Origin of the sequence: Marinobacter changyiensis, from assembly GCF_009193265.1 — a bacterium.
GTDB lineage: Bacteria > Pseudomonadota > Gammaproteobacteria > Pseudomonadales > Oleiphilaceae > Marinobacter > Marinobacter changyiensis.
In genome coordinates, this window is sequence record NZ_VZZZ01000003.1 from 330,591 (window position 1) to 355,606 (window position 25,016).

Sequence of the window (25,016 nt, forward strand, 5' to 3'; positions counted from 1 at the left end):
GGTGAGGTTGTCTGACACGGAAAGCTGAGCTAGAGTCAGAGCAAATGCGTGTTTTGACGCCAGTCAAAATCCATGATCCCCCTCAATAAAGCCGTTAAGGGATGAAGCGCGCAGCAGGGATGACAGAAATGGAACCAGGGCGGACCGGCCCGTTGTGCCGCCCCGCTTCGCTGTCAACTCCGGGACACCCTGTGCATTTGCGCAGCAAACAGGGAGATCGCCGTCCTCCCTGAGCACCCGTCATCGAGATTTCTTGCTGCTCTGGAGGCCGGTGAGCTGCCTGCACAATAGGTGGGATTGAGCAATGAGTGAAGAAAAGCCGCGCATCTGGCCGGGGCAACCACAACCACTTGGCGCTACCTGGGATGGAAACGGAGTAAATTTCGCACTTTTTTCCGAACATGCCGAACGCGTTGAGCTCTGCCTTTTCGATCCTTCCGGCAAGCAGGAAATTGAACGTATCGTCATGCCTGAGCGCACCGGACTTGTGTGGCATGCTTACCTGCCCCACGTCGGGCCCGAGCTGCTTTACGGTTACCGGGTTCACGGGCCCTATGCTCCCCAGGAGGGGCACCGTTTTAATCCGAACAAGCTTTTACTGGACCCCTACACCAAATCCATTTTCGGAGAACTCCAGTGGAGCGATGCGATGTTTGGCTACTGTGTTGGTGACAAGGAAGAAGACCTTTCCTTTGACGACAGCGATAGCGCTGAAGACATGCTCCGCTCCCGGGTCATCGACGGGAGTTTTGACTGGGAAGGAGATGCTCCGCCAGCTATACCCTGGCACGAAACGGTAATCTACGAGCTCCATGTCAAGGGCTTTACCAAGCTGCGCCCGGACGTGCCACAGTACATCAGGGGAACCTATGCGGCACTGGGAACAGAACCGGCAATCGCCTACCTCAAAGAGCTTGGCATTACGGCGGTGGAGCTGCTGCCCATTCACGCTTACATCAATGACCGTCACCTCAAGGATCAGGGCCTCACCAACTACTGGGGTTACAACAGCATTGGCTTTTTTGCACCCTCGCCCGAGTACGCCAGCAGCGACGCCGTCACGGAGTTCAAGGCTGCAGTCAAAGCGCTGCACGCCGCAGGCATCGAAGTGATCCTGGATGTTGTCTATAACCATACCGGCGAAGGCAACCACCTGGGACCCACGCTCTGCTTCCGGGGTATAGACAACAGCGCCTATTACCGACTGGTGCATGACGACCTGCGTCATTATATGGATTACACCGGCACTGGAAACACGCTGGACATGAGGCATCCGCAGGTCCTGCAACTGATCATGGACAGCTTGCGCTACTGGGTTCAGGAAATGCACGTGGACGGTTTCCGGTTTGATCTGACCGCCACCCTGGGCCGGGAGGAGCACGAATTTGACCAGTACGGCGCTTTCTTTGACATCATCCAGCAGGATCCGGTCCTGTCCCGGGTAAAGCTGATTGCTGAGCCCTGGGATCTGGGTGAAGGTGGCTATCAGGTTGGCAATTTCCCGCCGGGCTGGGCCGAGTGGAACGATAAATTCCGGGACACGGTCCGTGATTACTGGCGGGGCAAAGGCGACCTTATTTCCGAGTTGGCCACGCGCCTGACCGGCTCGGCTGATCTTTTTTACTCAAACGGTCGCAGCCCCTGCTCCAGCATCAACTTCATTACCGCTCATGACGGCTTCACGCTTCATGATCTCGTCAGTTACAACCGGGAGTATAATTCGGCCAACCAGGAAGGCGATCCGGACGGTGAAGGAGAAGATGAAAACCGGAGCTGGAACTGCGGAGCGGAAGGACCTTGCGATGATCCGCAGATCCTGGCGCTGCGGGAGCGCCAGAAACGCAACTTTCTCGCCACTCTGTTCCTGTCGGCGGGGGTTCCCATGCTGTTGGCCGGTGACGAATTCGGCCGCAGCCAGCGGGGAAACAGTAATCCCTACTGTCAGGATAACGAGATCAGCTGGCTGAACTGGGAGCTGGGCGAAAAAGATAGCCAGCTCCTGGAGTTTACCCGTCACCTGATCCGCATCCGCAAATCCCATCCTGCCTTTCGGCGCCGTCATTTTTTCCGCGGTCAGCCCGTTAACAGCCCCGGCACCAAGGATATTTACTGGCTCAACCCCGACGGCCTCGAAATGAGCCAGGAGGAATGGGACACGACCTTTGCCCGCGCTCTTGGCGTACTTATAACCGGCTCCGGACTGCCGGATGTGGACAGACAGGGGGAACGCCTGAAAGATGACGACTTCCTGCTGTTCCTGAATGCCCATCACGACGATGTGCCTTTCACTATTCCGGATATTGCCGGCATAGCCTCCTGGAACCTCCTGGTAAACACATTCATTCCCGACGTTCCTGCCTCTTCGCGGAGCTGGGATCCCGGCACCGAATGCGCGGTCGGGGGATACTCCCTGGTATTGTTCCACCACCAGAGGGACGAATCGTGAACCGAAATCACGAGATGCCGTTTGGTGCCCGCCTCCAGCCGGATGGCAAGGTGCGTTTCGGATTCTGGGCGCCCGCCCTCTCGGAAGTCGAACTCTGTCTGCACGAGGCCGAGAACAGGACCTGTCTGCCTATGGAGCCCAGGGGGGAAGGCTGGTTCTGCCTGGAAACCGACCGCGCCGGAGCCGGGTCCCTGTACAGCTACCGTGTCCGGGCAGCTGAAAGCGTGCCGGACCCTGCCTCGCGCTTTCAGCCGGAGGATGTCCATGGGCCGAGTGAAGTCATTGACCCCTCGGCTTTTGCCTGGGAGGACGGGGAATGGCGCGGTCGGCCCTGGCACGAGGCCGTCATCTACGAATTACACACTGGAACCTTCAGTAAAGGCGGTGATTATCAGGGCATTGAAGAAAGGCTGGATTACCTCGCGGAGCTTGGTGTTACCGCCATTGAGCTTATGCCCTTGTCGGACTTTCCGGGGAGCCGGAACTGGGGCTACGACGGCGTCCTGCCCTTTGCCCCGGACCACACTTATGGCCGGCCCGAGCAGCTGAAAAGTCTGATTCAGGCCGCACACAAGCGCCAGATCATGATCTTTCTGGACGTTGTCTACAATCATTTCGGACCCGACGGCAATTACCTGCACCTCTATGCGCCGGTTTTTTTTACCGAACACCATCAGACCCCATGGGGCGCAGCGATCAATTTCGACGATGAAAACAGCCAGACTGTCCGGGACTTCTTTATCCATAGTGCCCTTTACTGGCTGGAGGAATATCATCTGGATGGCCTGAGGCTGGATGCCGTCCACGCCATCCACGACGACTCCAGTCCGTGCTTCCTTGAGGAGCTCGCCACCCGGGTCCATGAGGGTCCCGGCCGCAACCGCCAGATCCATCTGGTGCTTGAGAACGACTGCAATTCTGCCCGTTATCTTGCCCGCACGCCGGAGCTTTCACCCCGCTTTTATAATGCCCAGTGGAATGATGACATTCACCACTGCCTGCACCTGATGCTCACCGGCGAAAGCGACGGTTACTATGCCGACTATACTCAGAAACCGAACTGGTTTCTGGGCCGGTGCCTTGCAGAGGGCTTTGCATACCAGGGAGAACCTTCTCCCTATCGCGGAAACGCGCGCCGGGGTGAGTCGAGTACGGAGCTTCCTTCCGAGGCCTTTGTTTCCTTTCTGCAAAATCACGATCAGGTGGGCAATCGCGCCTTCGGAGAACGGATTGACGCCCTCGCCCCGGCAGCAGCCATTTCTGCTGCCGCAGCGGTGCGTCTGCTGGCCCCCCAGCCACCGCTTCTGTTTATGGGCGAAGAATTCGGGGCGACAACGCCCTTTCAGTTTTTCTGCGATTTTTCCGGAGAGCTCGCCGAAGCAGTAACCTCAGGGCGCCAGGCGGAATTTTCCCGATTTGAGGATTTCTCGGAAGCCGGGAAGAAGGATCGTATTCCCGACCCCAATTCCGAACAGTCCTTCCTTCAAAGCAAACTGGCGTGGGACTGCCTCGAGTCGCCCTACCATGCCGACCGTCACCGCCATTTCAGGGATCTGCTGGCTGTACGGAGACAAATCTATAGTGAAAAGGGCCACCAGCCCCTGCCGGGCGCAGGAACGTTCCACGCGTCGGGTGACACGGCCGTGAAGGTAACCTGGCAGTTAAGAGACGGTTACATCCTTACCATGCTGGCCAATCTCGGGCCTCATCTTTGTCCCATCCCCGGCCGCGGGCCGGATCCGGGAGATAGGGTTTATTACCTCCCTGCCAAGCTGCCGGATGCGCTGAAGAACGGCAACCTGCTGCCCTGGTCGGTTGCCGTTTTTATCGCTTCGGCCCGTGACGCAAACGCTATCCCCACCGCCACCTATCGAATCCAGCTCAACAGGGATTTCAGCTTCCGCGATGCCACAGACCTGATCCCCTATCTCCATGACCTGGGCATCAGTCACTGTTACTGCTCACCCTACCTGAAGGCTCGGTCTGGTAGCAGCCACGGCTATGACATTGTTGACCACGGTAGTCTCAATCCCGAGATTGGCAGCCAGGCGGACTTCGACGACTTCGTCGCAAAACTCAGAGCGCTGGGTATGGGGCATATCCTCGACATGGTACCCAATCACATGGGAGTCATGGGGGACGACAACCTCTGGTGGCTGGATGTTCTGGAAAATGGCCCCGCGTCGCAGTTTGGACACTTTTTCGACATTGACTGGACGCCCCTGCGCCGGGGCATGAATAATCAGGTGCTGATCCCCGTCCTCGGTGACCATTACGGCGATGTACTTGATAAGACGCAGCTAAAGCTCGCCTTTGACCAGCACGAAGGCACTTTTTCGGTGCATTATTATGAGCATCGTTTCCCGATTGATCCGCGCCAGTACCCCCGTATTCTCAATCGGCAGCCGGGCAAATTGAAGGAACGTTTCGGGTGCGAAGAGCCTACCCTGATGGAATTTCAGAGTCTCATGACGGCCCTTGAGAACCTTCCGCCTCGCAGCAGCACTCTGGAAGAGGAACTGACCGCACGCAATCGGGACAAGGAATTCCTCAAGCAACGGCTTAAATTTCTCCACGAGAACAGCCCCGCTCTCCAGCAACACCTGAAGGGCGTCGTCCGGGAGATCAACAAATCCGAAGCTCTGGGCAGCGGAATCAGCAGCCCCATGCATGAACTGCTTGAAGCCCAGGCCTATCGACTGGCCTACTGGCGCGTGGCCGCAGACGAAATCAACTACCGCCGGTTTTTCGACATCAATGACCTTGCCTGTCTTCGGCAGGAAGAACATGCGGTTTTTGAAAAGACCCACAGCCTTGCGCTTGCCCTTGTCCGGGAAGGAAAGGTCCAGGGCCTGCGGATAGACCATCCCGACGGACTGTGCGACCCGGCACAGTATTTCCATCGCTTGCAAGGCGACAGGCCAGCCTATCTCATAGCCGAAAAGATTCTCAGCGAAGGCGAAAGGCTGCGGCGGGCCTGGCCCATTCACGGCACCACGGGTTATGAATTCGCCGCCGATTGCACCGGCCTGTTTATCGATCCCGATAGCGCAGATGAAATGCAGAGCATCTACGAAGCCTTTGTCGGTCACAGAATGGAATTTCAGGACATCTGTTATCGCTCGAAAAAGCTGATAGTCCAGACATCCCTTGCCAGCGAGATGGCGGTGCTTGCAAACCAGCTTGCACGTATTGCGGATGCCGACCCACACAGCCGGGACTTCACCCTGAACGGGCTGAGGCAGGCCCTTACCGAGGTAGTCGCCTGTTTCCCTGTGTATCGTACCTACATCACCGACCACGGCGTTACTGAGGAGGACCGGGACCAGGTAGACCGCGCGGTCCAGGATGCCATGAAGAGAAGCCGGGCGGCGGATATCACGGCATTCCGTTTCATCCGGGACGCTCTGCTTCTTGAGTTAGGCGAAGGCCTGCCAGAAGCCCTGCGCCGACGGCTGATCCAGTTCTCAATGAGCTTCCAGCAGTATACCTCGCCGGTCATGGCCAAGGGCCTGGAGGACACCGCACTTTACGTTTACCACAGGCTGGTGGCGCTCAATGAGGTGGGTGGCAAACCGGGTGTCTTTGGAATCAGCCCTGCGGCATTTCACCAGGCCAACCTTGAGCGCCAGGCCAACTGGCCTCACAGCATGGTCGATACTTCCACCCACGATACCAAGCGGTCTGCCGATACCCGTGCACGTATAGGGGTTCTTTCCGAAATTCCGGACCAGTGGCGGGAAAAGGTCAATCACTGGACTGCCATCAATGCCCGCCATAAACACCAGGATAACGACAGCGCCTGGCCCGAGAAAAACACCGAATACCTGCTCTATCAGACCCTGGTCGGGGCCTGGCCCATGGAGTCCCTGCCTTCTATTGACATGGAAGCGTTCGGGGCGCGGATACGGGATTACATGCTCAAGGCGGTCAAGGAAGCCAAGCAGCACACCTCCTGGATCAACAGCAATGCGGGTTATGAGGAAAGCCTGTCCGCATTCATCGACGCCATTCTGGATCCGGCAAACTCAGAGTTTCTGGAGGACTTCACCGGCTTCCAGAAATCGGTCAGCAACCTGGGGATGTACGTCAGCCTTGCCCAGCTCCTGCTCAAACTGACTGCACCTGGTGTGCCCGATACCTATCAGGGGGACGAGCTCTGGAACTTCAACCTGGTGGATCCGGACAATCGCCGTCCGGTGAACTACGACCAGCGCAGGCAAACACTGCAGGAACTGAAGGCGCAGTTTGACGGAGAGTCCATTGATCGCACTGCGCTTTCCATGCTGACCGATGACATGTTGGACGGCCGTATCAAATGCTATCTCACCTGGAAGTGCCTGTCCCTGCGACGCCAGCATGCGGACCTGTTCAGCCAGGGCGCCTATATTGTTCTGCGGACCCGGGGCGCGCAAGCCGACAATCTGTTCGCGTTTGCCCGCGAACACGAGGGCGATACACTCATCGTAGCGGTGCCGAGGTTGCTCGGCCGTCTGGCAGGTGCGACGGCCAGCGGCTCGGGCAATATTATGAGGCGCCTGGACTGGGGGAACTCCGGTATCGAGTTGCCTGAACAACTCGCTGCCCGTGACTACCGGAACCATTTGACCGGAGAGTCCGTGGAGGTAACGTCATTCGACAACAGTCCCTTACTGATGGCGGAGCAGTTGTTCGCCGAGTTCCCGGTGGCGCTACTGGTTTCCCGGTCCCCGTCCTAAAAGAAATGCTTTTCCGCCCAGGGGAGGCGCAACCACCTCACAGGCCGTGAGGATAATCCTGTTGCAGCATTTCCGGTGTTACCAGCACAATCCCTCCCGGGCTGACGTGGAACCGTTCGCGGTCTTTTTCCAGGTCAATACCTACCCCGCTTCCCTCCGCAATCTTGCAGCCAACGTCTATAATCGCTCTGTGGATCTGGCAATTCCGGCCGATACTGACATCGGGAAAGATCACAGAATCATTGACTTCACTGAAGGAATCTACAAGCACCCGGGAAAACAGGACGGAATGTCTCACCACCGCCCCCGACACAATGCATCCCCCCGCCACCATGGAGTCGACCGCCATTCCCCGGCGCCCGTCTTCATCAAATACAAATTTGGCCGGGGGAAGCTGCTCCTGATAGGTCCATATCGGCCACTCCGAATCGTAAAGGTTCAACTCGGGACTGACCCCGACAAGTTCCAGGTTTGCCTGCCAGAGAGCATCGACGGTGCCCACATCCCGCCAGTATGCGCCGGTTTTCCGGGCCGGGTCGCAAAAGGGAAAAGCGACAACACCTAATCTTTCAATAATGGAGGGAATGATGTCTTTGCCAAAATCATGGGAGGAAGTATGCAGCTCGGAATCACGCTCGAGCTCCTCGAAAAGCACGCGGGTGCTGAATACGTAAATACCCATTGAGGCCAGTGTTCGGCCCGGCTTGTCAGGCAGTTCCTTCGGATGCTCAGGTTTTTCCAGGAATTCTGTAACACGGTAATTTTCGTCCACTGACATCACGCCAAAGGCCGAGGCTTCCTCCACCGGGACCTCCACGCAACCCACAGTCACGTCCGCCCCTTCCTCCACATGGGCCGCAAGCATGGTGCCATAGTCCATCTTGTAGACATGATCGCCGGCCAGGATAAGTACATACTCCGGCCTGTGGCTTTTGATAATGTCGAGGTTCTGCATGACGGCATCCGCTGTGCCCTGGTACCAGGACGTCTCTATTCGCTGCTGGGCCGGAAGCAGTTCCACGAATTCATCCATTTCACCCCGGAATGAACCCCAGCCTCTCTGGATATGACGGATCAGTGAATGGGCCTTGTACTGGGTCAGAATACCCACCCGGCTTATCCCTGAATTGATGCAATTGGAAAGCGGAAAGTCGATTATCCGGAATTTTCCACCAAACGGCACGGCCGGTTTGGCACGCCAATTGGTGAGGTCATGGAGACGGCTGCCCCGGCCTCCGGCAAGTACCAGGGCGAGTGTCTGACGAGTAAGACGGCTAACGAAACGCTTCTCTGCGAGCATGGGTTCGTCCTTTGCATGGGATTGTTGTCGATTACCCCCCTAGGTGTCAGAGAACACCACGAAACTACAGTCTCTACTCCGGGCCAAATACCACCACCCCCAAGGGCGGCAGCGTGAGGGAGAGGCTGAATGGCTGGCCATGAAGCGGCGCCTCGTCAGCCAGCAGTTGGCCACCATTACCGACGTTGCTGCCCCCATAGACTGCAGCATCGCTGTTGAATACTTCCGTCCAGGCTCCCGCTCGGGACACGCCAACCCGATAGTCGCTATGGATAAGGGGCGTCATGTTGGCAATGACAAGTACCGGGTTACCCGGCTGATCAAGGCGCAGCCAGGCAAATACGCTGTTTTTCCGGTCGTCACCGATCACCCACTGGAAGCCCTCTGGCACCGCATCAGCCTGATGCAGTGCGCGAGTCTCTCGGTAAAGGTGGTTGAGGTCTCTGACCAGATCCTGCACACCTTTGTGCCTGGGATAACTGAGCAGCGACCAGTCCAGCTCGCGATCATGGCTCCATTCCCGCCACTGACCGAACTCACAGCCCATAAACAGCAGTTTTTTGCCCGGATGAGTCCACATAAAGGAGAGATAGGCCCTCAGATTGGCGAACTGCTGCCATTCGTCTCCTGGCATTTTACCGATCAGGGAACCTTTCCCGTGGACCACTTCATCGTGGGAAATGGGCAGGACAAATCTTTCCGAAAAGGCATAGACCAGGCCAAAGGTCAGTTTATCGTGACTCCAGGTACGGTAGAGCGGATCCTGGGATATATACTCCAGGGTGTCGTGCATCCAGCCCATGTTCCATTTGTAGGCAAAGCCAAGCCCGCCACTGGCGGTGGGTTCAGTGACGCCGGGCCAGGCAGTCGACTCCTCTGCGATAACCTGGGCGCCGGGCACATCCTCTCTCACCACATCATTGAGATGGCGGAGAAAGGCCACGGCCTCCAGGTTTTCCCGACCACCGTATTCATTGGGAATCCATTCACCTTCTTTGCGGGAATAATCCCGGTGCAGTATGGAAGCAACCGCATCCACTCTCAGGGCATCCACATGGTAGTCCCGCAACCATTGCAGCGCGGAGGACAGCATGAAGCCATGCACCTCACGCCGGCCCAGATTGTAGATATAGGTATCCCAGTCCTGGTGAAAGCCTTCGAATGGGTGCTCGTATTCATACAACGCGGTACCGTCAAAGCGGCCCAGGCCATGGGGGTCGGTGGGAAAGTGCGCAGGCACCCAGTCGAGAATGACGCCCAGCCCGGCGCGATGGCAGGAATCAACGAAAGCAGCAAAGTCACGGGTGTTGCCAAAACGTCCGCTCGGGGCAAACTGGCTGAGGGGCTGATAGCCCCAGGATCCGCCAAAAGGATGCTCCATGATGGGCAGCAGTTCGATGTGGGTGAAGCCAAGCTCGACTGCATAGGGAATCAGATACTCAGTCAGCGACGTCCAATCGTATATTTCGCCCTGGTCACCACCGTGCTTGCGCCAGGAGGCAACGTGAACCTCGTACACAGAGACGGGGCTGACAGGGGCCTGGACGTCACCCCGCCGGGCCATCCAGTCATCGTCACTCCACTTGAAAGGGGACGTATCAGCGACGACTGAAGCGGTACTGGGCGGTGCCAGGGTGGCGAGTGCCACCGGATCGGCCTTGAGCACCACCTCATCATGAACATTGAGCACCTCGTACTGATACACCGCTCCGGGACCGAGCCGTGGCAGGAACAGTTCCCAGACGCCCGTCGGCTCGCGCTTGCGCATCGGGTGACGACGCCCGTCCCAGTTATTGAAATCGCCCACTACAGATACCCGCCGGGCATTTGGGGCCCAGACTGCAAACCGGACACCTTCTATGCCGTCAACTTCAGTGGGCTGGGCTCCAAGGCAATGCCCGATCTCACGATGCGTACCCTCGCCAACAAGATAAAGATCCAGTTCACCCAGAAGAAGACCAAATGAATAAGGATCCTCTGTCTCCTGTGTCGCACCGTCCGGCCACCGAATTCGCAGTCGGTAAGGAGCGGCGTGGGGCACCAGGCCTGCGAACAGGCCCGGTATCTGGATCGACGTCAGGCTGCAGCGCAAGGTGCTGTCCTGGCTGTCGAGCACATCGACTCCCAGCGCACCGGGCACATAGACCCGCATAACCATGGTGTCTGCGGTTTCATGAATACCAAGCACGGAAAACGGATTGCCATGATGGGCAGTTGCCAAGGCCTCTGCATCCGACCGGGGAAGCCAGACACTCTGATCAATGGTGGTTTTTTCAGTCGCTTCAGACATGCCCTTCTCCCTTGTTCATCTGGTCAGCGATAGCAGCCAGTCCGCGCAATGGAACCCTGAGCCAAGTGGGCCTGTTAGCAGCCTCATACGCAATTTCGTAAGCGGTTTTCTCCAGCAGGAACAGCTGCAGGGCGGCTTCCTCGCCATCTGCGTTCTGCCACTGGTGAGCAATACCTGCGGCGCTCTGGCGATAGTTCTCCAGGAATACCTGGCTGCCAGTGCGTCGGTACTGGCCGGCTACTTCCTGGCTCTGGTAGCTCGCATTCAGGCTGATCTCCGATGACGTTGCCCGGTCGCCCGTGACTGCGCCCGCGTAATCGAAAGATCGCAGCATGCCGGCCACATCCTTCCAGGGGCAGTCCTTGGCACGTCTCTCGCTCAGGGGGCGGGCCGGCTCACCCTCGAAATCAATGAGGTACGCGTCATCATGGGCAACCAGAACCTGACCGAGATGCAGGTCACCGTGAATTCTTGTCAACAGACTACCCTTGGCTCTGTGAGCCAGGGTTTCGGCAAGACTGACCAGACCATCGCGCTGTGCCAGGACCTGGCTGGCCAGATGCTGGTCCTCCTCTGATGTATTCCGGGCGTGTTTGTGTAACAGATCAAGTGCCTCCCGTACTCGCAGTCCGACCCGCCTGACCCAGAGGCTGACCTGCTCCTCGCCCGCCAGCTCGGGCTGGAAGGCCGGGTTTTCACTGGGTCTGGCCAGCACCTGGTGCAACTCCCCGAGACGCTGTCCCAGTTTCGCAGCAAAAGCTTCCAGTTCATCGAATGGACCGAAGCCCTTCTCCAGCGTGCCGACGTCTTCGAGCGTGGCTTCGTGAATGGCCCGCTCCAGTGTGTTGCAAGTCCATGACCAGGCATCGCCCTGGTTTTCGATATAACCCTGGGCCAGCATCAGCGTGTGGGGATCCTCCCCTTCTTCGTGGCGCGCCACGTCGCCATAAAAGGGCGGCACATGGGTGAAGCCATTGTCGGTAAGGTAGTGGGCAATCTCGGCTTCGGGATGAACACCTGCCTGAAGGCGGCGCAACACCTTGAGGACCACCCGGCGACCAATGACGATGGAGCTGTTGGACTGCTCCACGCCCTGAGACACAACCTCAACATCAGCGGGGAGCTCGAGATCCTGCAACAGCGAGGTGGGCGAGAACCGCAGTTCACTCCTGCCACAGGGGAGCTGGTCGCCCTTGCGCAAATGGTCGAGCAGACACAGGCCAAAATCTTCCAGCGCCACTGCATCGGTCAGCAGGCCGACCTCCCGGCCCCGGCGGATCCGGGCCATAGCCAGTTGCCGGGCAAGTACCGGGGCTCTGTCATTCGCGCTGACAAAAGCGAGGGGCAACTGATAGCGATCTGAGCCATCGGTGTGGCGGACCTCAATCTCACTCATCAGGAATTCGGTCCCCGAATCGCCAATGGGATCTGCATACTGGACATTCACCGATTCAATCCGGGCCTGCTTCGCTCCGAACCAGCGGCGCTTCGGTAGATACTTCGGCAGGACTTCCCTTTCCAGTTCTCTGCGGGGCCCCGGCTCAAGCACTTCCTGAAGGTGACGTCGTGTAATGAGGGTGACGTAATCCGGCATGGGTTCGGGGGGCGGCATGTGCCAGGAAGGCATTTGTGACTCGCTGGCCATCAGAAACCAGAGAAATCCGTAGGGAGAGAGCGTCAGGTTGTAATAGGTTCCCTCCACTGGCGGAAAGGCACTTCCTCCGGTCATTTCGACCGGTACCCTGCCCTGGAACCCGGAGAGATCCAGCTCCACCGCCTGAGCAGTGCGAGCTACATTGGCGACGCAAAGCAGCGACTGTGTTTCGCCGTTTGCGTCCGTCAGCTCACGCATGTAGGCCAGTATGTGACGGTTAGCGGGATACAGCATACGCATGCCGCCCCTGCTGAAGGCCCGGTGCTGCCCCCGCACCGTTAACATCCGACGCATGCTGTTTAACAGGGAATGGGAGTCCCCCGACTGGGCTTCTACATTGATTGACTGGAAGCCGTACAACGGATCCATGATGGGGGGCAGCACCAGCCGGGCGGGATCGGCCCGTGAAAAGCCCCCGTTCCGGTCCATGGACCACTGCATGGGTGTGCGCACACCGTCCCTGTCGCCCAGATAGATATTGTCCCCCATGCCGATTTCGTCACCGTAATAGAGAATGGGGGTTCCGGGCATGGATAGAAGCAGGCTGTTAAGCAGTTCCACCCGTCGGCGGTCCCTTTCCAGCAACGGTGCCAGGCGCCGACGTATGCCCAGGTTGATTCTGGCACGGCGGTCCGCGGCGTAATGGTTCCACAGATAGTCCCGCTCCTCGTCGGTGACCATCTCCAGAGTCAGTTCATCATGATTACGCAGAAAGATCGCCCACTGGCAATTTTCCGGAATGTCTGGCGTCTGTCGAAGAATATCAGTGATCGGGAAACGGTCCTCCTGTGCCAGGGCCATGTACATCCGTGGCATGAGGGGGAAATGAAATGCCATGTGGCATTCATCGCCGTCACCAAAATAGGGCCGGGTGTCTTCGGGCCACTGGTTGGCCTCGGCCAGCAGCATCCGGTCGGGGTAACGTTCATCAATGACCGCCCGTATGCGCTTCAGGACGTCGTGGGTTTCAGGCAGATTTTCATTGTTGGTGCCTTCCCGCTCCACCAGGTAGGGAATAGCATCCAGCCGAAGCCCGTCCACCCCCATATCCAGCCAGTATTCCATGACCTTTAGAAGCTCCTCCAGAACCTGGGGATTGTCAAAATTGACGTCGGGCTGGTGGGAATAGAAGCGGTGCCAGAAATAGGCATTGGCCACCGGATCCCAGGACCAATTGGACGCTTCAGTGTCAGTGAAGATAATCCGGGTACCCGGATATTTGTCATCGGTGTCTGACCAGACATAGAACGCCCGCTCCGGCGAGTCTGGCGGGGCCCTTCGCGCCCGCTGAAACCAGGGATGCTGGTCTGAGGTGTGATTGATGACAAGCTCGGTGATGACTCTCAGACCGCGTCGGTGGGCTTCAGTAATGAATGCCTGGGCATCTTCCAGTGTTCCGTAGTCCGGGCTCACGTTGCAGTATTCAGCAATGTCATAGCCATCATCACGGCGGGGGGACGGATAGAATGGCAACAGCCATACGGCATTGACCCCCAGGCTCACGATGTAGTCCAGCTTCTGGATCAGCCCTTTGAAATCACCGATACCATCATCATTGGCGTCAAAAAATGACTTCACGTGCACCTGATAGATTACGGCGTCCTTGTACCAGAGGGGATCGTTCAGAAACACCTCTGCTAACGGATTCTCCTGCTCGGTTCTGGCATCCATCGTGGTGTTTGCCTCCTCATGTCACTCGGAATTCGGGCTTTTCCTGCGGGCAGCTGTAATTCAGGGCAAGCTTACCCTCCAGATGCCAAAGGGCAGGCCCGAGGGATCAAGACGGGTCCACTGCCATTTCCCGTGCCAGGTCCAGCTATGTCCGGTCATCAGATCTTCCGCATCCAGGGCAGCGTGTTCTGGAAGCCCGAATTCCCAAAGCGGCAACTCGAAACTGCCCTCCTGGGGGTCAAAGGGATCAAGACTGATCACCACGAAAATCACATTGCTGTTATCGGAAGTGCGCTTGCAGAAATAAAGCAGACGGTCGTTGTTGATGGAATGAAAACTGATACCCAGGTGGGTCTGAAACGCCGGATTCTCCCTGCGGATGCGGTTGAGCTGGGCAATCTCGTAAATAATGTTGCCCGGGGCGCTGAAGTCCCTTGATCGCACCTCGTATTTTTCCGAATGGAGATACTCCTCCTTGCCCGGCATCGGCTCGTTTTCGCATAGCTCAAAACCCGAATACATGCCCCAGGAACCCGCACCCAGAGCGGCCAGCGCGGCCCGAATCAGGAATCCCGCACGGCTGGAGGACTGAAGAAAATACGGATTGATGTCCGGGGTATTAACAAAGAAATTGGGGCGGTACCCGTCGCGCCAAGGCGGGCGGGACAGGGTCGTCAGGTATTCCGCCAGCTCCGCTTTTGTATTACGCCAGGTGAAGTAGGTATAGCTCTGGGTAAACCCCAGCTTGCCCAGATGCAGCATGACTGCTGGTCGCGTAAAAGCTTCAGACAGGAAGATAATCCCCGGGTCCCGGCTGCGTATGTCGTCGATAAGCCATTCCCAGAAAGGAAAGGGCTTGGTGTGGGGATTGTCGACCCGGAAAATGCGCACACCCTGGTCGATCCAGCCCTGCACTACGTCCCGCCATGCCAGCCAGAGGTCCGGTATGGCATCTTCGGCATAGAAATCCACATTGACGATGTCCTGATACTTCTTTGGCGGATTCTCGGCATAGCGGATCGACCCGTCAGGACGCCATGAAAACCAGCCGGGGTGTTTCTTCAGCCAGGGATGGTCCGGGGAGCACTGGATGGCAAAGTCCAGGGCAATTTCCAGACCGTGCGCGGCAGCGACCCTTTCCAGCTCCTGAAAGTCCGCAAAGGTGCCCAGCTTCGGATGAATGGCTTCATGCCCCCCCTCTTCGTTGCCAATCGCATAAGGGCTGCCGACATCGTCCGGGCCTGCCTCCAGCGTATTGTTTTTGCCCTTGCGATGGGTGCGACCGATGGGATGGATCGGGGTAAAATAGAGCACATCAAATCCCATGTCGCGGATCATGGGCAACCGTTTCTGGACATCCCTGAAGGTGCCGTGCCGGTTCGGGTCATCAGTTTCGGAACGGGGAAACAGCTCATACCAGCTTGCAAATCTGGCTTTGACCCGATCGACGTAAAAAGGATAAAGAGTGGCGCTTCGGACCCGGTGGCGGCGGGGGTCTGCTTTTTCCATGAGTTCGTGGGTATCCGGGTCCAGCATGAGCGCAACCTTGCCGCTATCCGTACTGCTATCTTCAAGCTGCGTATGCAGGGCATTCAGGGCTTTGCGAATTTGCCCTCTGGTGCGGCCCAGCGCTTCGGCAATCAGAAGACGACCTTCCTCGAGCTCCAGGCCTACCGTCACGCCAGCATGGTGCTTCTTGTAGAGCTCATCACGGTAGGTGCCGAATACATCCCACCACGCTTCGATCATGAAGTGGTGCCGGCCCATATCTTCCGGCCTTATTTCTGCTTCCCAAAGATCATTGCCAAGCGGAGTAACACGGGCCATTGGCTGGGTATGCCAGTCTCCGCCTTCTTTGCGCCAGCGAACCACGGCGGACAGCAGATCGTGACCGTCGGCAAAAATGACGGCGGTTACGGGAATCGGGTCGCCGACGATGGCTTTCGATGCGAATCTGCCATGATTGAGACTGGGTTCAACCGACTCAATGGCAATACGGGGAGCTTTGGCTGCACTCAGCGCCCCCTTCCGGTCGTTATCTGTTGCGCTGGCCTCCCGCATTCGAACGTCGTCATCTGTCATGCTCGCCTCCTGTGTCCTTCACAGTGTCTCTCCATGAAAGGCCCTGAATCCGTATCAGCGTTCGTGCTTTTAAAAAGCCTCCCGGATCCGGTTCAGACAGCGGCGCATAAGGCCAGTCTCCATCAGGCAATTTTGTAAATCAATGCTTCCGGGACCCAACACGGCCGCTATTGAGCTCACCCAGACGCTGACGGACAGCTTCAACACTCAGCATTTCCTGCGAATCTGGTGACCATCGGCGTCGCCAGTTGGGATGTTCCGTAATGGTGCCGGGAAGATTCGCCTGCTCCTCAAGCCCGAGCAAGTCTTCTACCGGCAGAATAGCCAGGGGAGAGCGTGTACGGCCAAGATGTTGCGCGCAGCCGGCCAGAACGCGGGAGACGGGAATATCCGGGGCCTGGAGCTCTTCAGCGGCGGGATGCACTGGCAGGCCGAGCGCCCGCGCCAGCCTGGCGCGGTCTTTCGCCCGGGTTTTCCGTTCGGTTTCGACTGTCTCGGTTTCAGGCAGCAGGCCACACCTCCCCCTCCATTCGATATCCCGACCAGCCCACCAGCCGGCCACGGTAGGCAGATCATGGGTGGACGTCGTGGCCATTGCCGCCGGCGACCACTGCTCAGGCGGCGGGAAGTCCCCCACGTTATCGCGCTCGAACCAGAGAACATTCATGCCCATAATGCCGCGGTCCGAAAGCCTTTCCCGAAATCCAGGCGCCACTGTGCCCAGGTCCTCTCCCATCACGACAGCCTTATGCCTCACAGACTCCAGCGCTGTGAGGCGGAACAGGTCATTGAGCGGAAAACGCACATACCCTCCCTGGTCTGGCCGTTTTCCCTCCGGCACCAGCCACAAACGCAGAAAACCCAGAATGTGATCAATCCGAAGCCCCCCGACCTCGGTGAAATTTGCCCGCAACATGTCGATAAAACTCCGGAAACCCGAACGTATCAGGCCATGTGGGGAAAAGGAACAGAGACCCCAGTCCTGGCCGTGCACATTGATGGAGTCTGGCGGCGCGCCAATGGAGACACCGGTGAGCATTTCCTCCTGACGGCTCCACGCCTGACTGCCGGAATCATTCGCACCCACGGCAAGGTCCGCAATCAGACCAACCGCCATGCCGGCGTCCAGGGCAGCGTCCTGCGCCCGCTGCAGGCCATCCGCTACAAGCCACTGCAAGAACGCATGAAAGCCCACCTCAACGAAGTGCTGCAGAGCAAACTTTTGCACGGCAGCACTCGCAGGGTCGCGAAATTCTTCTGGCCAGGTCCGCCAGCTACCGGGCCCCTGCCGTTCTGATAAGGTCTCGAATCTGCAGTGATCCTCCAGCGTTTCTCCGCCCTGCTCCCGAAATCTCATGAACTGCTGGTACAGGGCACTGTCATTCCTGTTCCTGCCTCTGCCCTCAGTAAAATCCTCGTACAGGGCTCGCAGCCATGTGAGCTTGGCCTTGCCCACTGCAGGCCAGTCAATCAGCTCCAGCGATTCCAGATTCTCAAGGTGTTGCTGCAGGCCGCAACGGGTGACGGCTGCCTGAACCCTCGACTCGCCAAAAATACTTTCGGGGGCACAGTAAAGGACATTGCGCAGAAGCCTGCTCGAGGGGGAATAGGGACTGTAGTGCCCCGGATCCGAACTGAACATGGCGTGGGTCGGGCTCACAGTTACCGCCGATGCACCCTCACCCGCGGCACTGCGGCAGAAATCCTCCAGCGCCCGGGTGTCCCCTGCCCCACCATCGCCCGGCCGGCGTAGTGAATAAAGCTGCGTGGCCAGACCCCATAGTTGCGTCGGCTGGCCACTGGAACGTCCCGCAGGGCTTTTGCCCACGCTCTCTGCGACAGAAAAGCATTTCGCCGGAGCAACCGCCAGAGTCAGCCGGCTATCTCCGATGTTCAGCTGATGATAGCCGGCCTCGCTGATAGCCGGAATCCGGCCGTTTTCATCGGTCTCGCCAGTCTGGCGCTGGCCACTCTCCAGCTCAATCACATAGTCGGTAGCGGGAGCCAGAGGACAGGGTAATGTAACGGCAAATCCCTGGTCGGCAGTAACCAACGGCGGGAGCTGAGCCGGATCTTCCGGGTGGTGAAGTCGCTGCAACTCTTCCAGGCTGCATTGTATTTCTTCGTCGCTGCTGGCCGGAAACCCAAGGAGCGACAACAAAAGCTCCTGGGTGTCGGGCTCCATGTATTGGGTGCAGCCCTCGCTGTCAGACCATTCAAGGATCAGACCGGCAGCCTGGGCGAGTTTTCTTAAAGCATTCTCATTCATGGGCGCTCCTGATCCTGCTCGGACGCAGCGCTACGAGAGATTTCCCATAGCTGGGTGATATCCGGTCAGGCCACAGTCACGGCCTCGGAGAAATAGACGCCCCACGTGATCGGGGGTGTCTGCCGAAGGCAGCAAAATCCAGGATCTCAAAAGTGTAGTAAAGCTCCCTGCGCTGTCAACGTCGGGCATATCTGCCGCCTACGCGCCGCACTGCGTCACCTCCCGGAGTCAAACGCCGCCTGCGTATTCGAGTCAGCTCAGAGCAGCGGTTTTTATTTCCCTTCAACCACGCCTTGACTAGACTTAAAAAGACGGTTTAAGAATTGCAGCACAGCCACCGGAGTTGCACGATAAAATTGCCCATGCAAGATTGCGAATCCGCCGGCTGCTTAGTCATTTCTGGAAAGATGAGGCAAGGCTATGGGTTCCAACTCCCGTTCTGTCGTCCTGGAGCTTTCGGACGCATCCCTGAAAGGGATCCTCGACATTCCCGAGGGCGCTTTCGGAATTGTCGCCTTCGCCCACGGCAGCGGAAGCAGCCGTCTCAGCCCCCGCAACCAGGCCGTGGCAGAATTCCTTAACGGAGCGGGTCTGGGCACTTTGCTGTTCGATCTTCTCACTGCCGGCGAAGACGAAGTGGATGCCCGAACCCGGCAATACCGCTTCGACATTCCATTGATCAGCCGGCGTATGAGCGAAGCCGTGGGCTGGCTCAAGGAACAGGCAGGGACAGCCGCGCTGCCATTGGGCCTGTTTGGCGCCAGCACCGGTGCGGCCGCAGCGCTGGTCGCGGCCGCGGAAAACCCCGATCACGTCCGGGCGGTTGTGTCCCGGGGCGGGCGCCCCGACCTCGCCGGCAACGCCCTCTCGCGAGTTCGGGCAGCGACCCTTTTGATCGTCGGTGGTCTGGACACCACCGTCATTGAGCTCAACCGGGAGGCGGCTGCGAAGCTGCACTGTCATCACGAGGTAAAAATCGTGCCGGGAGCAAGCCATCTTTTTGAGGAGCCCGGCAAGATCGTTATCGTCCAGGAAGCAGCCGCGGACTGGTTCAAAGATCATCTGACCGTAACTTACCCCTGAAGCTCGGCCTATCACTCGGAACTGCTGGCGGTGCGTGCATGACTGCCCACCAGCTTGGGACTATCATGCTGCCAAACGATATCATTCCGCGACTGCCTGAATATCGCTCTGAGTTACCTGGACAATTCTGCAACCTTTTGCAACAGTTGAGGTGAGGAGACTCAACAGAGCTACGCATACTTGGACGCTTCACAAAAACAAGAGAGACCAATCATGAACCAACATCAGGGAAGCTGCTTTTGCGGCAAGGTAAAATTTCAGGTTAAAGGCGAGCCGGAAGCGATGGGCTATTGCCACTGTGATTCATGTCGCCGCTGGTCCGCCGGGCCGGTCAATGCGTTGTCACTCTGGCCCCCTGAGAGCCTTGAGATTCTTGCCGGTAAAGACCAGATAGATACCTTCAATCTTACCGAAAAAAGCTATCGCAAATGGTGCAAGAACTGCGGTGGCCACGTCTTCACTGACCACCCCGGCATGGGACTGGTTGACGTGTATGTTGCGAACCTGCCCAGCCTGGATTTCAAACCGGCATTACATGTGCATTACCAGGAATCGGTACTTCCCATCCACGATGGTTTGCCCAAGATGAAGGACATGCCCGCAGAAATGGGCGGTTCGGGAGAAACCTTGCCGGAGTAAAATCCTGGTCTATAAGGATCGTTCGCCATTGATCCAGATGTTTTTTATTAATGGGTGTCAGGATAGCAAGCCCCTCCAGGAGGGGCTTTCTTATAGCGGCGGTACCAGTACAAAGTTCCCGAACCGGCTCTGCTTAAGATGCCAGCCAGTGCCTGCCAATTCCGGTCACTCCCACTCAATGGTTGCCGGTGGCTTGGAGGAGATGTCGTAAGTTACCCGGGAGACGCCGGAGATCTCGTTAATGATCCGGTTCGATACCGTCTCCAGCAGTTCGTAAGGTAAACGCGCCCATCGAGCGGTCATGAAATCTACCGTTTCCACCGCCCGAATCGCAATTACGTATTCGTATCGTCGGGCATCGCCGACTACGCCTACGGACTTGACCGGCAAAAACACCGCGAAAGCCTGACTGGTCTTGTGATAAAGATCCGCCCGGTGCAGCTCTTCGAGGAAAATGGCATCTGCCCGACGCAGGATGTCTGCGTATTCCTTCTTTACCTCACCCAGAATCCGCACGCCCAGACCCGGACCCGGGAACGGATGCCGATAGACCATATCGTAAGGCAAGCCCAGCTCCAGACCGATCCGGCGCACCTCGTCCTTGAACAGCTCACGCAGAGGCTCCACCAGCTTCAGCTTCATCTTCTCCGGCAAGCCACCGACATTGTGGTGAGACTTGATGACATGGGCCTTACCGGTTTTGGACGCCGCGGACTCGATGACATCCGGATAAATCGTGCCCTGGGCCAGCCAGTTCACATCCCGGATTTCGGTGGCATAGCGGTCGAATACTTCGATGAAGCTGTTACCGATGACTTTGCGCTTCTGCTCGGGATCGTTGACACCCTTGAGGCGCGAGAGGAAAAACTCTTCGGTATCGGCCCTGATCACCTTGATCCCCATATTGCGGCCGAACATATCCATGACCTGGTCACCTTCATGCAGGCGTAGCAAGCCATTATCCACAAACACACAGGTGAGCTGGTCGCCGATTGCTTTGTGCAACAACGCTGCAGTCACCGACGAGTCGACACCCCCGGACAATCCAAGGAGCACCTTCTCCGAACCCACCTGAGCCTGGATCTGGCGCACGGCGTCGTCGACAATCTTGGCCGGGGTCCAGAGCGCATCACAGCCACAAATATCCAACACGAAATGCTCGAGGATGCGCTGACCCTGCAAGGTATGGGTAACCTCCGGGTGAAACTGCACCCCGAAGAGCTTGCGCTTGAGGTCCTGCATTGCCGCGATGGGCGCGCTTTCGGTCGAAGCCAGCAGTTCAAACCCTTCAGGCATGGTGACGACCTTGTCGCCATGACTCATCCAGACATCGAGCAGAGACTCACCCTGGCTGGTGAGGTGATCGGTGATACCGTTCAGCAACGCACCTTCCGCCCGGACCTTGACCTGAGCATAGCCAAACTCCCGCTTCTCGGAACTGGCAACCTTGCCGCCAAGCTGTTCGGCCATGGTTTGCATGCCGTAGCAAATGCCCAGTACCGGAATTCCCCGGTCGAACAGACCCTCTGGCGCCCTCGGGCCGCCCAGTTGGGTGACCGACTCCGGACCGCCCGCGAGCAAAATACCTTTAGGGTTAAATTGGTCAAGCTCAGCGTCCGTGATGTCAAACGCCCTGACCTCACAGTAAACGCCTATTTCCCGCACCCGGCGGGCGATAAGCTGGGTGTACTGGGAGCCAAAATCAAGAATCAGGATGCGGTGGTCATGGATGTTCTGGGCCATGGGGTCCTCAGGTCAGAGTTGAACAGCGCGGTTCCATAACCTGAGCCGCGCGGAAGTATGGGCATAATCAGCCGACGCGATAATTCGGTGCTTCTTTGGTGATCGTTACGTCGTGGACATGGCTTTCGCGCATGCCGGCATTGGTGATTCGCGCGAACTGTGGTTTGGTCCGCATCTCTTCCATTGAGGCACTGCCGGTGTAGCCCATGGAGGCGCGAAGACCACCCATCAATTGATGAACGATATTGCGCATGGGGCCTTTACAGGCTACCCGGCCCTCGATGCCTTCCGGAACCAGCTTATCAACGCCTTTGCTGGCATCCTGGAAATAGCGGTCACTGGACCCCTGTCCCATGGCGCCAATTGACCCCATACCGCGGTAGGCTTTGTAACTGCGGCCCTGGAACAGTTCCACCTCACCGGGGGCTTCGTCGGTACCTGCGAGCAAGCCACCGATCATTACACAGTAAGCGCCAGCGGCAATGGCCTTGGCAATATCACCGGAGAAACGAATACCGCCGTCAGCAATCAGCGGTACGCCACGGTCTTTCAAGGCCGCGGCCACATTGGACACCGCTGTTATCTGGGGCATGCCGATTCCGGCAACGATACGGGTGGTGCAGATTGAACCAGGACCGATACCCACCTTGACTGCATCAGCACCCGCGTCAGCCAGTGCAATGGCAGCTTCAGCGGTGGCTATATTGCCGCCGACAACCTGCACATCGGGATAGCGCATCTTGACCCAGCGAACCCGGTCAATCACGCCTTTGGAGTGGCCGTGGGCAGTATCGATAACGATAACGTCGACCCCTGCCTCGACCAGTGCGGCAATCCGGGCCTCGGTATCGCCGCCGGTTCCGACCGCCGCACCGACCCTCAGCCGCCCCTGCTCATCCTTACAGGCCAACGGGTAATCCTTCGCTTTCTGGATGTCCTTGACGGTAATCAGACCTTTCAGCTCAAACTCGTCGTTGACGACCAGAACTTTCTCGATGCGGTGCTTGTGAAGCAGGTTTTTAACCTCTTCGAGATCAGCGCCTTCAGGTGCTGTAACGAGCTTGTCCTTTGGCGTCATGATGTCGGAGACACGGGTATCGAGCCGGCTTTCGAAACGTATATCCCGGCCGGTGACGATACCGACCAGATCGCGACCATCCACCACGGGCAACCCTGAAATGTTATTGGCGGTGGTGATATCGAGCAATTCGCGAACCGTAGTGCCAGGTGACACAGTGATCGGGTCCTTAACCACACCACTCTCGTACTTTTTAACCTTACGAACCGCCGCTGCCTGTTGCTCAGGGCTCATATTCTTGTGCATTATGCCGATGCCGCCTTCCTGCGCCATCGCAATCGCCAGCTCTGCTTCGGTGACAGTGTCCATTGCGGCCGAAATTAGCGGGATATTCAGTGCAATACCTTTGGTCAACTGGGTTTTAAGGTCAACCTGATGTGGCAGAACTTCTGAATATCCCGGGATGAGCAGGACGTCATCAAATGTGAGGGCTTCTTCGGCAATACGCAACATTGGGACCCGCCTTTTGAACATGCTAAGTTTAATCGGTCTATTATAAATCCGTGGCGGTTCACAGTAAACCGGCACTGTTTGAAAAGACTGTTGCATCTTTTTGAATTTTCGCTATTTTTGACCCATAAGTCTTTTCGGAAATCCCCTATATTTTATGGATATACCTGTTAATTCAATCCGCCCTGGCGCTCTGACTGTTAGCGAACTCAATCATCAGGTTCGTCATTTATTGGAGGTCAGTTTTCTTCAGGCCTGGGTAGTTGGTGAGCTTTCCAGCTTTTCACGGCCGGGTTCCGGGCATTGGTACTTCACCCTGAAGGACGCCAAATGCCAGGTACGCTGTGCCATGTTCAAGGGTTTTAACCAACGTATTCGGGAAATCCCGAAAGAAGGCGATCAGGTACGGATCCGTGGCAAGGTCAGCCTGTATGAAAATCGTGGCGACTATCAGATCATTGTGGAGCACATGGAGCCGGCGGGCCTAGGCGCGCTGCAACAGGCGTTCGAGGAACTCAAATTCAAGCTTCAGACCGAGGGACTGTTTGATGCGGCCCGAAAGAAACCTGTCCCGGCCGTGCCCCGTCATATCGGTGTGGTCACCTCGCCCACCGGGGCTGCCATCCACGATATTCTCACGGTGCTGGCCCGGCGCTTCCCCTCGATACCGGTAACCGTTTATCCCACGGTGGTTCAGGGCGCATCCGCAGCGACAGAGATTGTCGCCGCCATCCACCGGGCCGAACGCCATGGCCGGGCTGACGTGCTGATCATTGGCCGTGGCGGTGGTTCACTGGAAGACCTCTGGTGCTTTAACGACGAGTCTGTAGCCCGCGCTATCGCCAGCTGCCCTTTGCCCACCGTCAGCGCGGTCGGACACGAAGTGGATTTTACGATAGCGGACTTTGTGGCAGATTTGAGAGCACCGACACCGTCAGCCGCCGCGGAAAAACTGTCGCCGGACCAGCATGACTGGCTCCGGCATCTGGAGGGCCAGCAAGCGCGCCTGGTGCAGTCCCTGCAAACGACGCTCAGACGGCTGGGCAATCAACTGGGCCACCTCGGCGCCAGGTTGCGGGACCCCCGCCGGGAACTGATGGAAAAAGCTCAGCGCCTTGACGAGCTCGACAGCCGCCTGATAGCCGTTATCCGAAGCCGCCTGAGCCGTGAACAAACGCAGCTGGAGCACCTTGGCAATCGGCTTGCGATGCAGTCCCCGGCGCGCCAGCTTGGCCTCAATCAAACCCGGCTTGGCCAGGTATCGGAGCAACTTCATAGCAGCATGAAGCGGCTGCTTGCCCATAAATCTGAACGACTGAGCCATATCAGCCAGTCCCTCAACGTTGTTAGCCCGCTGGCAACCCTCGATCGCGGCTACGCCATCGTCCAGACAGCGAGCCAGTCGGTGATCAGAAATGCAGCCGAACTGAAACCTGGCGATACCCTGACCGCTCAACTCGCCCGAGGCTCTGTAGAGGCCACTGTCACGCGCATTCACTCCGGCTCCCCTGACCTCGCCCCGATTAGAGGCTCCGACTAAACCGTACAGCCTGCTTTTCGTTAGCCTATGGTCTAGTACCCCTCATTTTTAAA

The 25,016-nt window shown here is 57.7% G+C and carries 12 protein-coding genes; 5 read left to right on the plus strand and 7 right to left on the minus strand.

The window, feature by feature from the left end; genetic code table 11:
* Positions 1–304 precede the first annotated feature (304 nt).
* Positions 305–2,446 carry a glycogen debranching protein GlgX gene (glgX, locus tag F6Y09_RS10285; protein WP_152206835.1) on the plus strand — a complete coding sequence of 714 codons (2,142 nt, stop codon included), beginning with the start codon at positions 305–307 and terminating at the stop codon, positions 2,444–2,446.
* The gene (gene treY / locus F6Y09_RS20355) at positions 2,443–7,164 is read left to right on the plus strand and encodes a malto-oligosyltrehalose synthase (RefSeq protein ID WP_218944141.1); all 4,722 of its coding nucleotides are present in this window, start codon (positions 2,443–2,445) and stop codon (positions 7,162–7,164) included. The genes glgX and treY overlap by 4 nt, the downstream gene beginning before the upstream one ends.
* Before the next feature lie 37 nt (positions 7,165–7,201).
* On the opposite strand, the gene glgC is transcribed toward treY, so the two are convergent.
* The 5 genes from glgC to malQ all read right to left on the minus strand — a co-directional run bounded on the left by glgC (position 7,202) and on the right by malQ (position 18,430).
* Positions 7,202–8,464, minus strand: coding sequence for a glucose-1-phosphate adenylyltransferase (gene glgC / locus F6Y09_RS10295; protein WP_152206836.1), 1,263 nt, complete (start codon positions 8,462–8,464; stop codon positions 7,202–7,204).
* Between the two features lie 73 nt (positions 8,465–8,537).
* The gene (gene glgB / locus F6Y09_RS10300) at positions 8,538–10,754 is read right to left on the minus strand and encodes a 1,4-alpha-glucan branching protein GlgB (protein WP_152206837.1); all 2,217 of its coding nucleotides are present in this window, start codon (positions 10,752–10,754) and stop codon (positions 8,538–8,540) included.
* The gene (gene treS, locus F6Y09_RS10305; protein WP_152206838.1) at positions 10,747–14,079 is read right to left on the minus strand and encodes a maltose alpha-D-glucosyltransferase; all 3,333 of its coding nucleotides are present in this window, start codon (positions 14,077–14,079) and stop codon (positions 10,747–10,749) included. Before treS ends, glgB begins: the two co-directional genes overlap by 8 nt.
* 60 nt (positions 14,080–14,139) lie before the next feature.
* Positions 14,140–16,140, minus strand: coding sequence for an alpha-1,4-glucan--maltose-1-phosphate maltosyltransferase (locus F6Y09_RS10310; protein WP_152207014.1), 2,001 nt, complete (start codon positions 16,138–16,140; stop codon positions 14,140–14,142).
* 160 nt (positions 16,141–16,300) lie between these two features.
* On the minus strand, positions 16,301–18,430 hold the full coding sequence (malQ, locus tag F6Y09_RS10315; RefSeq protein WP_152206839.1) for a 4-alpha-glucanotransferase: 2,130 nt from the start codon (positions 18,428–18,430) through the stop codon (positions 16,301–16,303).
* Positions 18,431–18,850: 420 nt separating this feature from the next.
* On the opposite strand from malQ, the gene F6Y09_RS10320 reads away from it, so the two are divergent.
* Both F6Y09_RS10320 and F6Y09_RS10325 read left to right on the plus strand, forming a co-directional pair.
* On the plus strand, positions 18,851–19,513 hold the full coding sequence (locus F6Y09_RS10320; protein WP_152206840.1) for a dienelactone hydrolase family protein: 663 nt from the start codon (positions 18,851–18,853) through the stop codon (positions 19,511–19,513).
* 213 nt (positions 19,514–19,726) lie between these two features.
* Positions 19,727–20,152: a GFA family protein gene (locus tag F6Y09_RS10325; protein ID WP_152206841.1), complete on the plus strand. Its 426-nt coding sequence runs from the start codon at positions 19,727–19,729 to the stop codon at positions 20,150–20,152.
* Between the two features lie 165 nt (positions 20,153–20,317).
* Here F6Y09_RS10325 and guaA read toward each other — a convergent pair whose 3' ends face one another.
* Together guaA and guaB are read right to left on the minus strand one after the other, a co-directional pair.
* Positions 20,318–21,895, minus strand: a complete 1,578-nt coding sequence (gene guaA, locus F6Y09_RS10330) for a glutamine-hydrolyzing GMP synthase (RefSeq protein WP_152206842.1) — start codon at positions 21,893–21,895, stop codon at positions 20,318–20,320.
* 67 nt (positions 21,896–21,962) lie between these two features.
* The gene (gene guaB, locus F6Y09_RS10335) at positions 21,963–23,426 is read right to left on the minus strand and encodes an IMP dehydrogenase (RefSeq protein ID WP_152206843.1); all 1,464 of its coding nucleotides are present in this window, start codon (positions 23,424–23,426) and stop codon (positions 21,963–21,965) included.
* 154 nt (positions 23,427–23,580) lie between these two features.
* Here guaB and xseA point away from each other — a divergent pair, with 154 nt between their 5' ends.
* Positions 23,581–24,963: an exodeoxyribonuclease VII large subunit gene (gene xseA, locus F6Y09_RS10340; RefSeq protein WP_152206844.1), complete on the plus strand. Its 1,383-nt coding sequence runs from the start codon at positions 23,581–23,583 to the stop codon at positions 24,961–24,963.
* Positions 24,964–25,016 lie beyond the last annotated feature (53 nt).

Excerpts from the sequence above, each read along its gene's own strand:
- xseA (WP_152206844.1), top strand. The coding sequence starts at position 23,581 with ATGGATATACCTGTTAATTCAATCCGCCCTGGCGCTCTGACTGTTAGC.
- glgB (WP_152206837.1), bottom strand. The coding sequence starts at position 10,754 with ATGTCTGAAGCGACTGAAAAAACCACCATTGATCAGAGTGTCTGGCTT.
- F6Y09_RS10320 (WP_152206840.1), top strand. The coding sequence starts at position 18,851 with ATGGGTTCCAACTCCCGTTCTGTCGTCCTGGAGCTTTCGGACGCATCC.
- guaB (WP_152206843.1), bottom strand. The coding sequence starts at position 23,426 with ATGTTGCGTATTGCCGAAGAAGCCCTCACATTTGATGACGTCCTGCTC.
- F6Y09_RS10310 (WP_152207014.1), bottom strand. The coding sequence starts at position 16,140 with ATGCGGGAGGCCAGCGCAACAGATAACGACCGGAAGGGGGCGCTGAGT.
- glgC (WP_152206836.1), bottom strand. The coding sequence starts at position 8,464 with ATGCTCGCAGAGAAGCGTTTCGTTAGCCGTCTTACTCGTCAGACACTC.
- malQ (WP_152206839.1), bottom strand. The coding sequence starts at position 18,430 with ATGAATGAGAATGCTTTAAGAAAACTCGCCCAGGCTGCCGGTCTGATC.
- guaA (WP_152206842.1), bottom strand. The coding sequence starts at position 21,895 with ATGGCCCAGAACATCCATGACCACCGCATCCTGATTCTTGATTTTGGC.
- treS (WP_152206838.1), bottom strand. The coding sequence starts at position 14,079 with ATGGATGCCAGAACCGAGCAGGAGAATCCGTTAGCAGAGGTGTTTCTG.
- glgX (WP_152206835.1), top strand. The coding sequence starts at position 305 with ATGAGTGAAGAAAAGCCGCGCATCTGGCCGGGGCAACCACAACCACTT.
- F6Y09_RS10325 (WP_152206841.1), top strand. The coding sequence starts at position 19,727 with ATGAACCAACATCAGGGAAGCTGCTTTTGCGGCAAGGTAAAATTTCAG.